This window comes from Leeuwenhoekiella parthenopeia (assembly GCF_020782115.1).
GTDB classification, from domain to species: Bacteria; Bacteroidota; Bacteroidia; order Flavobacteriales; family Flavobacteriaceae; genus Leeuwenhoekiella; species Leeuwenhoekiella parthenopeia.
Genome location: NZ_JAJGMW010000006.1, coordinates 25,534 through 37,877, shown reverse-complemented (window position 1 = coordinate 37,877; position 12,344 = coordinate 25,534). Strand labels below are relative to the sequence as shown.

Sequence of the window (12,344 nt, the reverse complement as noted above, 5' to 3'; positions counted from 1 at the left end):
ATTTATGAATCATTTGCGATTTTTACTGGCTTTAGGCCTGCTTTTAGTAACAGGATCCCTGTTTGCCCAAACTCCCGAATATGTAAAAGAACATTATGACAAGCAGGAAGTCAGGATAAAAATGCGCGATGGTATAGCACTGCATACCACCATATATTCACCAAAAGATAAATCTCAGGAATATCCCATCCTGATGATGCGTACGCCATACAGCTGCGCACCTTACGGAGCAGATGTTTTTAAAGGCCGAATAGGTCCCAATAAATATCTGGTTGAAGAAGGAAATATTTTTGTGCATCAGGATGTGCGCGGCCGCTGGAACAGTGAGGGCGTTTACGACAATATGCGCGCTTTTATCCCCAATAAAACCGGCGATCAGATAGATGAGGCCAGCGACACCTACGATACGATCGAATGGCTGGTGAATAATGTAGCAAACAACAACGGTAATGTGGGAACCTGGGGAATTTCGTACCCCGGTTTTTATGCGACCTACTCGCTATTGAGTGGCCATCCGGCGCTAAAAGCGGCTTCGCCACAGGCCTGTATTGGCGATTTCTTCTTTGATGATTTTCACCACAATGGAGCCTTTCTGGAAAGCTACTGGCGTGCGATTTCGGTGTTTGGTTATATGAAAACCGAACCTACAACCAAGGCCTGGTATCAATTTCCCGAATTGCCTTCCGAAGATCAGTATCAGTTTTTTCTGGATGCAGGTCCGCTTACCAACCTCGATGAATACTACAAGGAAGACAATGTATTCTGGCAGCAGATTAAAGACCATCCCAATTATGATGAGTTTTGGCGCAGTCGCGGAATCATTCAGCATCTAAAGGACGTCAAACCTGCGGTAATGGTAGTGGGTGGTTTGTTTGATGCCGAAGATTTATACGGCCCCTTCAACACCTACCGAATGATTGAAGAAACCGGCGACAATTACAACATAATGGTTTTTGGTCCGTGGAGTCACGGCGATTGGAGTCGCACTAATGAGCGTCAGGCTATTGGTAACGTCTATTTTGGAGATGGAATTTCAGACGATTTTCAGAAGAATTACGAGACCCGCTTTTTCAATCATTTTCTAAAGAATGACGGTAAAGGCAATTTAGATCTGCCCGAAGCTTCGATGTACGATACCGGTGCCCGCGAATGGGATAGTTATACCGAATGGCCTGCAGCAACTACTGAAAAAGTGCATTACTTTTTGGGCGAAAATCAAATGCTGACGCAAACCGCCAATCCCGCTTTTGCCAATTCGTTTGTAAGCGATCCGTCAAAACCGGTTCCCTATTCCGAAGATATCAAAATGGTATTCACCCCTAGAAAATATATGACCGATGATCAGCGCTTTGCCGCCCGCAGACCTGATGTTTTGGTTTTTGAAACTCCGGTTTTAACCGAAGATATGACCTTAAGCGGCGAGATTCTGGCAAAACTGCAGGTAGCCACTACCGGTTCTTCGGCAGACTGGATTGTTAAGGTAATCGACGTGTACCCGTCAGACGCCCCTGATTATCCCGAAACTCAGAAATACCTCAAGATGGCCAACTATCATATGATGCTGCGCAGTGAGGTGATGCGCGGGCGTTTTCGCGAAAGCTTCAGCGATCCCAAAGCTTTTGAGCCGAATCAAAAAACTCCGGTTAACCTAACACTACAAGGTATTAACCACACGTTCTTAAAAGGGCATAAGCTGCAAATACAGATACAAAGTACCTGGTTTCCGCTTATAGACCGCAATCCGCAACAATATGTGCCTAATATTTATAAGGCTGAAGCTAAAGATTTCAGCAAAGAGACCCATACCGTTTTCGGCGATTCAGAAATTGAGTTTAGCGTATTAAAATCTTAAAATGAAACACTGTTTTTTTTATTTACTATTCAGTTTTATCCTGATTTTTTCGTCCTGCAAAAACGAGCAGACTAATAATCTCACACCGGAAACTATCGCGCAAAACAGCCGGGAGCTTAATGCCTGGTTTGATGCCCAGTTTGATGCCGATGTTGCCCAATCCCCACAATGGCAGACAGATCTGGGGATGAAAACCAATTACGGCCAGTGGGATGATATTTCGTCAAAACAAACCAGTGAAGAGCTCGATCGCGCCAAAGAGCGCCTGAAATACCTGGAAAATGAGGTAGATCCCGAAGCTTTAGACTCGGCAACCGCTTTGAGTTATAAACTCTACAAGCGCAATATGCAACAGATTGTTGATGAGTATGAGTATCGTTTTTACAATTACCCGGTAAACCAGATGTACGGTCTGCATGCTGAGATTCCTGCTTTTCTGATCAACAAACACCGCATCGACAGCATCTCAGACGCCGAAGCCTACATCAGCCGCGTTAAAAATGTAAAACCGTTGTTCACCGAATTGCGCAATCAATTGGGCATACGGGAGAGCAATCTCATTGTACCGCCCAAATTTGTGCTGGATCACGTGCTTGAAGCCAGCAACAACCTGTTGAAGGGAAGACCTTTTGAAAAATCTTCAGATCAGATGCCGCTTTTGGCAGATTTTGAATCAAAAATCAACAAACTGGATATAGCAGATGCTGAAAAAGCACGTTTGATGCAGGAGGTGACTGCAGCATTGGTAGACAGCCTGCAGCCCGCATATACCGAACTTATTGCTTTTGTAGAAAATCAAAAGCAACGAGCGACCACAGATGACGGCGCGTGGAAATTTCCGCGAGGCGACAAGTTTTACCAGATTGCTTTAAACCGGGCTACCACGACCAGTATGACTGCTGAAGAAATTCACGAACTGGGACTTAATGAGGTTGCGCGTATTCACGGCGAGATGAAGGCGATTATGGAGCAAACCGGTTTTGAGGGTACTTTGCAGGAGTTTTTTGAGTTTATGCGTAACGACGACCGCTTTTACTACGAAGATTCAGATGCCGGTCGCGAAGCCTATATGCAAAAGGCAACAGCCATCATAGACCAGATGCGGGGAAGACTTGATGAGCTTTTCATCACAAAACCTGAGGCAGATATTGTCGTAAAACGGGTTGAGCCTTTTAGAGAAAAGAGCGCCGGTAAGGCTTTTTACAATTCGCCTGCACCAGACGGTTCACGTCCCGGAATTTACTATGCCAATCTTTATGATATCAAGGCAATGCCGAAATATCAAATGCAGGCATTGGCCTATCACGAGGGAATCCCCGGGCATCATATGCAGCTCGCCATCGCGCAGGAGTTGGACAGTCTGCCCAAGTTTCGGAAATTCGGCGGTTATACCGCTTATATAGAAGGATGGGGCTTGTATTGTGAGTATGTACCCAAAGAAATGAGGATGTATGACGACCCGTATTCCGATTTTGGACGTCTTGCGATGGAATTGTGGCGGGCCTGTCGTCTGGTAGTCGATACCGGCATTCATGCTAAAAAATGGACCCGTGAAGAAGGCATTGCCTATTACAAAGAAAACACGCCAAATGCAGAGAGCGATTGCATTAAAATGGTAGAGCGTCACATTGTAATGCCCGGTCAGGCCACGGCGTACAAAGTAGGGATGAATAAAATACTCGAACTGCGTACCAAAGCTGAAAATGAACTGGGAGAGGAGTTTGATATTCGGGAATTCCACGAAGTGGTGTTGGCCAATGGGGCAGTACCGCTTTCGGTTTTAGAAGAGCTGGTGATCGAATATATCGGAACGAAAAAAAAGGAATAAAAAACCATACGTTTTAAAACGTTTAGGAGCAGGTCATTTTGACCTGCTTTTTTTATGCTTTAAAAAGAGTTCAAACCCCCTTGCGTAACTCGTTAAAAGGCAGTTACTTGTAAAGAATTGATTTGCAGTCCTAAACCTTAAAACCACTTGACTTATGAAATGCTTTTATACTTTAATTTTTCTGGCATTTTGGAGTCAGATTTATGGACAAACCTTTTTTACTACAGACTATATCGCTTTGGCCGTACCGCAGCATTACGATGGGGATATTTATTTTATGAATTTAGAGACCCTGACTCAGGAAGTAAGGCCTATGTCTACCATACCCAATAACAGTGAGTTGTTATCTTCGTTTCCCAATCTGGTTTCAAACGTGACCGTGTATCAGGTTGAAAAGGACGGTGGCCTTACCATTGGCGGAATTGGGATTTCTGCGAAAAACGAAATTTATCAGGTGATTTATGATTTTTCGCAAACCCAGACTTTGGTATCCGAAGAGGATGGGAAACCCAAATCGGTATTGATAGGAGTAGGGGTGCGTATGGTTGCCAAGGTCAAAACCCGAAAGGCATGCATCAATCTTACCAACCCGTTTAGTCTGGTGGCCAATTCAAAAAACATAACCGGCTCGCTTGAAGTGCGCGTGATTGGTCTTGCTTCTTCCAAGATCAATGATTTGATCCCTACCACGACCGATTTATCGCCGGCCTCAATTTCGGTGGCGCTGCAATCTATTGCGACCATCAAAACGCAGATGTATGCAGAAGAAACGATAGTCACCCCGCAATACATAGCCTTTAACCTGGGTGATGAAGCTTTGAAAAGAAACAATTTGGAAATCAATAAGCTCAACACCCTGCAACCTGTTGAAGCATCTTCTTCCAAAAAAGGGGATTGATTTACAAAACCTCCGGGGTCTTAGTCCCGCCTAAAATCTGTAGTTTTGAGGATTCACATCCCAAACGTCTGAATCTGGTTTGATTTATATTAGAATCTTATTTGTAGTACTGCTACTCTTTGAATTACGGTACAAAAAATTTAAATCCATACGCGATTTGATTTTTTGGATTGCCCTTGTGGCTATTTTTAGCTGGTTTGGGTATCTCATTTTTCTGATATTCAGAAAACGCATTCTCGTAAGACGCGATCGGTTCAATTTAGAATTTCCAAAACCGGGAAAGGATCAGATCGAATAGAGGTTAAGAATTTGCCGGGTAATTTTTTTTCCGGGAAGAAGTGTCTTAAGGCTTTAAAACCGATTTGCCCTAAAAAAGAAAAACACCTTGCTTTCGCAAAGTGCCTTTCACCCCTAAATTGTCAATGACGCTGTAAATATATTAAATAAACTTCACATCATTTTGGTCTATTTCCTACTAAATCGATTAATTTTATGGTATTTATATGTAAATCCCGCAATACTAGAAAACTATAAAAATTTTAAGATTGTGGGTGTTTGAATTTACGATTTGTGTAAAAAAGAAAAACACCTTGCTTTCGCAAAGTGCCTTTCACCCCTAAATCATTAATCATTTAAAATCTAACTCCCCTATTAGTCAGATTAGAAATGGCATTAATTATTTCATTAATACAAAGTAAAAGTAGCTAATAGGTCAGCATGAGGAAAGGGGGAAATCCCCCCTTTTTTTGATCTAAATAGGCTACTAAATCGTTTAATTTTTAATTTACGATTAATTTCGATGTCATTTTTGCCCCATCGCGCTCCATCTCAACAAGATAGAGGCCGCTTTGTAGATTAGAAACATCTACTCGCTGCTCTGCTGAGTTTTCGAAAGACACTTCTTTAAGAAGAACTCCCTGAATACTGAATACGCGTACGCGATCTACTCCCTGAGAAAGTGAAAAACTACCGTGGGTAGGGTTGGGGTAAATCATGAGCTTGTTAGTCTCTTTAGGTTCGGCAATACTTAGGTTTGCCGTTTTATTGCCATAAATACGATATTCCCCGGGTTGCAGGGTAATCGGGCTTGTGGTGTTTGTGACCTCATATTCTGCATTGGTCATTAAATTGTACCAGATTCCTGTTTCCTGAAAGTTAGGGACGACAGACTGTGCTGTAACATTCAGATTTGCCAGTATGGTAATAAAATTAGGCTCTCCTTCTCCTGCTGCAGTAGTACTTAAATACACTTTTTTGGTAAGGTTTGAAGCCTGTTCTTCAATACTAAAGGTTGAGGTTTCAAAAATGGCAAGGCGCTTTTTAAGCAAAATCATACGCTGCCAGTTATCGTGCAGTGTCACGCGTTGTGCGTTATCCAGATAATCCCATCCGTCTGGTTTAGGGCTCAGTTTGCAACTGTCGTTGCCGGGGACACTGCCGTCTTCACAGGTGAAAATACTGATGTCATAACCCAGCTCTCCAAATTGCCAGATCATCTTGGGTCCCGGAACAGTAAAGAATACCGCTCCTGCGGCTTCCATTCGTTTAAGCGCAGTATTTACGTCTCTAACGGTATAGCTTCCGGAGCTGTTGCCGAATGCTAAATTCTTATACATCAGTCGCTCTTCATCATGGCTTTCCATATAGGTAACCGCAGCAGGATTGCTAAAGCCCTTATTTTTATAGGAAGAACCGCTTACACCTGAATTTTCAGAATAACCCATTGTAGATTGATTGTAGGGGTCAGTTTGTTTATTCCAAAGCATAATGCCTTTACCCTCAGACAAACGGTAATCGGCCCATTGTTTTTCTTCGGTTGTGCCGCCCAGATGCTCAAAAATGATGATAAAATCTTCATCTTTTTCCCATTGCATATCGGCATAGGCCTTCAGCACATCTACACGGTCCTGCTGGTAGGCATTGGTACAGCTTTCGTCTGAAGCGGAACAATTTTGGGTAAATCCTTTGGTTAAATCCCAGCGATAGCCGTCAATTTTAAATTCCTCAATCCAGTACTGAGCGGTACGCTTTACATAACTGCGGGTCGCTTCTTTATTGTGGTTGAAGTCATTAAAAACACTGAAGGAATGCGTTGCTGTTTGGTTAAAAAACGGACTGTCTGCACTGGCTTGGCCACCCGTACCTCCATTACTGGTGTTATACATTCTGAAATAGGGGTTTTGACCGGTGGCGTGATTGTAAACCACGTCAATTATCACAGCAATACCTTTGGCGTGAGCAGCATCTACGAGGCTTTTAAGAGCATTGCGTGTGCCGTAATACTTGTCAAGGGCCATATGAAACGCGGGATTGTAACCCCAGCTGTTATTACCGTCAAATTCCTGAACCGGCATCAGCTCAATAGCGTTGATTCCCAGATCTTCGAGATAATCAAGACGATCTATAAGGCTTTGAAAGCTATGCGCATCATCAAAATCTCGTAATAGAACCTCGTAGATTACCAGGTCTTCGCGTTTTGTGGGTTTAAAATCGGTGATCTGCCAATCGTATACCGGTTCATCGCGTTCTATGTACGAAACAGGATTAGAAGTTTTACCCACCGGGTAAGCCGGAATATCAGGGAACACCGAAGCCTCAATAAATTGATCGTTAAATTCATCGAGAATTAGTGTAGCGTAGGGGTCAGCTACGCTAATCGCATATTCAACTACATATTGGTACAACAAATCCTGCGGCGTAGTCGAATCAAAATTGAGTTTGATCCAATGGCGGTTTGCAGCGGCATCATAGTTCATGAGGTAGGTGTTGTCCAGTGACCAGTCATTGCCGTTGAAATTTCCTTTTACGTGTATAAACTCCTTGCCCGGGGCGTAAAAGACCAGCGTGGCCTCATTGGGTTTTGAAGGATCAAAGTTAAAACCATCTTTCAATCCGGCAGGTACTGCTGCGGCGGTAGGTGTAGGCTTTACCAGGGTTCGAAAACTGCGTATGACAAGGTTTGATGTTCCGGTCTGGGTAACTTCAAGCCGGTAATCGGTATTGATATTGGGCGTTATTGTAAAGGAGTAGGAGGTTGTGGCATTTTGGGTATTAATCGCTGTGCCGTTTGCCAGAAGCCTGAAATCTGCAGTCACCCCTGCGGTAGCCGTAATGCTGAATGAAGTGCCTCCTTCAATACTGGTTGTGGTGTTTGCAGGAGCGGTTAGATTGACATTAAATGCCCCTACATTTTTAAAAATATCTGTTCCCTGTTGGGAGCCATTCTGATTTTTTACCAAATAGGCAATTCGGGTTATTCCCGTGGTATCGTAAAATTCGGTAGGTGTTAGGGTATAGGAATACGTTCCATCCCCATTATCAGTAAAACGGGCTGTTTCAGGTGAATTGTTGAAGTTAGTACCCGTTGCATCGGGATTGTTGATTTGCTTTCCGGTAGAATCAAAATGCCAGGCCCAGAGATACACACCTCCCGTCCACGGAATATTTGAAGCGGTTAGCGTAATCTGCTCATTTTCTGCAAAAGGATCAGGGCTTATACTTACCGTCTGAGCCAGTAACCCCAGCGGTAAACAACCTAAAAGGAAGAGGAGTAGTTTTGTTTTCATAGTGTGGTTTTAAGCTAAAAAAAGGCCGTACGAGACGGCCTTTTATATGAAGTGGTTGTTAGTTTCTGGGTATAAAAATATAGCCGCCTGTAAGGTCACTAAACCAAATATCATAAGTGCCGGCAGAAACCGGAATATTAGGACCGTTGTTTGAAGTCGCGAAGCCGCTTACCGCGGTGTTAGCTCCCCAACTTACATCCCAGGCATTGTTAGCACGTATTTTAACCTGACCGTCAAACAGGGTGATATTATTTAAATACCACAGGTGCGGATCAAAAGTGGACTGTGTAAAATCGATGTCATCACCTCCCCAGCCGGTATCATCACCTGTACGTCCAGAACCTATAAGACCCATAGCGCCATAGGTGGTTGCTCCACCGGCATCATATGGAGTGATGCTGTATGTTCCGGTCTTGGTGTTTACATCCAAGGTGTAATAGCCTGTAGTAGAAACACTAAGTACATCAGGGTCAAACCCAAGTGCCTCGCTACTGGCAAAGTTGCCGTTATTCAACCCCCATTGCGGTTGCCATTGACCACGTACTTCAAGTAATTTAAAGGCATCGCCATTAAATTTACCGGTAAAGCGATAGGCGTCTTTATTATCGGGAAGTCTTACAATTGCAGGATTATTGTTGTTGTTATCCCAGCCCGGAGCGGTGGCAGCACCTACTAAAAATAAGTCTGTAAAGGATTCATAAGTTGTCACCGTAAAAGGCACAACTTCTGATGTACGCACATTTTCGCCCGTATCTGTAGTGATTGTACCCACAATACGCATTTCCAAATCAAAATCTGCAGCTTCTTCAGCACCTAAGCTTAAAGCCAGATTATTCAATTGCACATTAGACAGATTATACTCACCGCCATTAGTGACACGGCCTACAGAAACAGGAGTTTCAAAATTGCTTCCGGCCGCAGCCATTTGCAATTCATAAACTACAGAAACTTCGGTTCCTTCCCGTGAAAAATCGGTCCAGGTAACACTTAAAGCCTGCGCATCCGGATTTTCACCATCTAACACAACAACGGCATCAGCCTCAGGGTTTGTGACTACAGGAGCCTCTACCGCATAAGGAGTGATGTTGTAGGTAAGGGACGAAGTCGTTTCGCCACCATTATTGATGCGTACATAAACCGGACTTGGCTTGTAGGGCTCTAAACCTGCATCAAGAAGCATTTGGTTTAGCTGCGAAACGCTAATCGTAAAGTTTGATTGGTCTGTGGTACCTAGACTTACCGAATTTGAAAATTCGGCATCTGTAGCCATAACCACCTCATAGGTAGCACCAGCATTTTCGGCAGTATTCCAGCTGATGGTTACAGCAGGGTTTTCCGGGAAAGAAGGATTCAATACCAGATTTGCAAAGTTTGTGGCATTGATCTCAAAGGTACTTTCAGGTTTTGTAAGCACCAGATCTTCCGTATTATCACAGGCCATAAATGTGGTTGCTGCGAAAGCTATAAGGAAGCTGTATTTTAAAACTGTTTTCATACTTTTTATTTAGAAAAGTTAAGAGGAATCATCACATATTCTCCGGTGATATCATTAAACCAGATTTCATAATCATCTTTTACCGGCACCGGAATGCTTCCGCCATCAACTTCAGCAACGCCCGAAAATTCAGTCGCCCCACCATAACTCATTCCATTTGCTGAAAAGGTAATCGAACCGGTTTCTAATGGAGTAGAGCGCACGTACCAGATATGCGGGTCAAAGGCCAATGCCGTTAAGGCAACATCACCGCCTGCGTTTCCGGTAACGGTAACAGAGCTGAAGGCATCAGGAACGTTTTCTACCTCTTTAAAGGAAAAGGTGTTGTTTGCGAGGTTAACCGTTAGCGTACGATATCCGGCTCTGGTAGATTCTATTGACGGAGGATCGGGCTGATCTTCGGTAGGTCTTAATTTAAGGTTACCGCCTTCAACACCATACTGTGGCACCCAGGATCCACGCTGATCGAGAATTTTAAAGAAATCCTGATTGAATCTACCCGTGTACCGGTATAGGTTTTCATTAAAAGCATCTCTGAAAAGCACCGGATTGTTGTTGTCATTACTCCATCCCGGCGCAGTGGCAGCACCTACCAGATAGTAATCATCATAAGGATACGAGAAGTAGGGGTACACCATAATTCCTATAGGCTCTGAATATTGAATTTCAGAATCAAGGGTTCCTATTGACGACTGTACGCGTATATAGGCCTGTTGCCATTCAAAAGGTACAAAGCCCAGATCATTTACGGCATTATTTACCGCGCTCATAGAGAGTGTAGCCTCCTCTAAAGATGTGGTTGTAGCGTTTACAGAAGTTTCAAAATTCTGATTTGCGGCAAACTGAATCACATATTTTATGGGAGTAGGCATAGAATAAACCGCTTCAGACCAGCTGACGGTAACGGCAGGGTTACCGGGATTTGTCTGGTCTAATGCCACCCGGTTGATATCCAGATTAGCAACCAGCGGAGCTTCTTCTGAAGCTACACTTAATTTTTCATCTTCCTCACTGCACGAGGCTATAAGCAGCCCGGTGAGTAAAAACAAACTTCGTTTTAATGTTGTTATCATAGTTTACAATTTTCTAATTCTAATAGCCGGTGTTTTGCGAAAGGTTTGCATTGGAAGACAAACTCTGGTTGGGTACCGGAAAGCGATTTCTGAATTCAGGAATAGAAGTACCTGATTGGGGTCCGCCTTTGTAGGACCATAAATAGCTGCTGCCGGTATAGACTCCAAAACGGATTAAATCCTGTCTGCGGTGACTTTCCCAGTATAATTCACGCGAGCGTTCATCCAGTAAAAAGTCTAGCGTAAGTTGTGCCTGGGTGATGTTGCCCGAAGTATCCCCGAAAGCACGCTCGCGCAGGTCGTTAACGTATTGCAGCGCCAGGCTTTCTGAACCGCCACCTCCGCGCAGTACAGCTTCGGCATACATTAAAAGTACGTCTGCGTAACGAAACAACGGATAATCAGTATCGGTAAAGGTACGGTCGCTACCAGAACCACCGGTTGAGGTACGGTTTGAAAACTTGGTGATCAAATATCCCTGTGCTGTATTGCCAATATTATCAATTTCTATAGGACGATCCTGAGTAATAAGGGTATTACGGGCATCATTTTGATACAAGGGGTTTGCAGTAAACAGACGTGCAAACTCGGGTCTTACGCGGAATAAACCACCAAAACCGGTTGGGTTTACGCCCAGGCTTTCCCCGTTGTTTTCAGGAATTCCCACCTCACCCTGAATGATGATCGTGGTACCACCAAAATTCTGCGTTCGAGCACCATCATTAACTACAGGGAAAATGATTTCATTTTGAGCGCCGTTAGAATTGTTATCTGCCATAAAGTTGAACAGATAATTAGGGGTAAGGCTGTAGCCACTTCCAATAAGGGTCTCACATACTTCAACACAATCTGCATAACGCGCAGTACCTGTGTACACCTCAGCGTTTAGGTAAAGCTTGGCCAAAAGCATATTGGCAACACCCTGATCAACGCGTGCATATTCGTTTTGACGTGCAGCTACCAGATTAGGCAGCGCTTCGGTCAATTCGGTCTCGATATAAGTGAAAAGTTCGCTGCCGGTGATTTCAGGAACCTGATCAAACCCTACGGCGTCATTTTCGGTCACAAAGGGAGCTTTTCCAAACATATCAAGCAGGTGATAGTTAGCCAAAGCTCTCAAAACACGGGCTTCTGCACGGTAAACCTGAATGTCTTCGGCCAGGGTTCCACTAACACCTCTGCTGCTTAGCTTTTCAGAAGTAGTTTGTCTAAGAAATTCGTTTGCCAAAGCGATCTCATAGGAGGCCCGGGCAAATACCCCAAGAATCAACGGATTGTCTGAACTCCAGGTGTTGCGCTGCATACCGCGTAATCCCGGGTCGTTTTCATAGGTCCAGATCACTTCATCGGTAGACAGGTTTTGCAGGTTAAACAAACCGCGTATGTACTGCCCGGTACCGGCGTCAAGACCGGCGATGTTAGAACCTCCCGGATCGGTGGTACTTGTTAAACTCAGGTTAGCGTAAACCCCGGCAAGAGCTTGTTTATAGGCTCCTTCGGTCTCAAAGAAACCATCAGCAAGCAGCTCATCGTCGTCCTGAGGAGTAACGTCTAAGTCCGATTCGCACGAAAGAAATGCACCTCCCAGGAGAAGCAAACAGGCGAATGTTTTTAATTTGAGCATATTTTTTA

Annotated in this window: 7 protein-coding genes; 3 read left to right on the top strand and 4 right to left on the bottom strand. The window is 44.0% G+C overall.

The window, feature by feature from the left end; all coding sequences use genetic code 11:
• The first annotated feature begins 4 nt into the window (after positions 1 to 4).
• The 3 genes from LLW17_RS06100 to LLW17_RS06090 all read left to right on the top strand — a co-directional run bounded on the left by LLW17_RS06100 (position 5) and on the right by LLW17_RS06090 (position 4,578).
• On the top strand, positions 5 to 1,852 hold the full coding sequence (locus tag LLW17_RS06100) for a CocE/NonD family hydrolase (protein WP_228229376.1): 1,848 nt from the start codon (positions 5 to 7) through the stop codon (positions 1,850 to 1,852).
• Between the two features lies 1 nt (position 1,853).
• Positions 1,854 to 3,680, top strand: a complete 1,827-nt coding sequence (locus LLW17_RS06095; RefSeq protein ID WP_228229375.1) for a DUF885 domain-containing protein — start codon at positions 1,854 to 1,856, stop codon at positions 3,678 to 3,680.
• A 154-nt stretch (positions 3,681 to 3,834) separates the two neighbouring features.
• Positions 3,835 to 4,578 carry a hypothetical protein gene (locus LLW17_RS06090; RefSeq protein ID WP_228229374.1) on the top strand — a complete coding sequence of 248 codons (744 nt, stop codon included), beginning with the start codon at positions 3,835 to 3,837 and terminating at the stop codon, positions 4,576 to 4,578.
• 779 nt (positions 4,579 to 5,357) lie between these two features.
• Here LLW17_RS06090 and LLW17_RS06085 read toward each other — a convergent pair.
• From LLW17_RS06085 to LLW17_RS06070, 4 genes are read right to left on the bottom strand one after another with little or no spacing between them, the layout of a single operon-like run.
• Positions 5,358 to 8,144 (bottom strand): alpha-amylase family glycosyl hydrolase, encoded by a 2,787-nt coding sequence (locus tag LLW17_RS06085; protein WP_228229373.1) that lies wholly within the window; start codon positions 8,142 to 8,144, stop codon positions 5,358 to 5,360.
• Positions 8,145 to 8,202: 58 nt separating this feature from the next.
• Positions 8,203 to 9,639, bottom strand: a complete 1,437-nt coding sequence (locus LLW17_RS06080; protein ID WP_228229372.1) for a SusE domain-containing protein — start codon at positions 9,637 to 9,639, stop codon at positions 8,203 to 8,205.
• A gap of 5 nt (positions 9,640 to 9,644) precedes the next feature.
• Positions 9,645 to 10,712: a SusE domain-containing protein gene (locus tag LLW17_RS06075; RefSeq protein ID WP_228229371.1), complete on the bottom strand. Its 1,068-nt coding sequence runs from the start codon at positions 10,710 to 10,712 to the stop codon at positions 9,645 to 9,647.
• Positions 10,713 to 10,731: 19 nt separating this feature from the next.
• Positions 10,732 to 12,336 carry a RagB/SusD family nutrient uptake outer membrane protein gene (locus LLW17_RS06070; protein ID WP_228229370.1) on the bottom strand — a complete coding sequence of 535 codons (1,605 nt, stop codon included), beginning with the start codon at positions 12,334 to 12,336 and terminating at the stop codon, positions 10,732 to 10,734.
• Positions 12,337 to 12,344 lie beyond the last annotated feature (8 nt).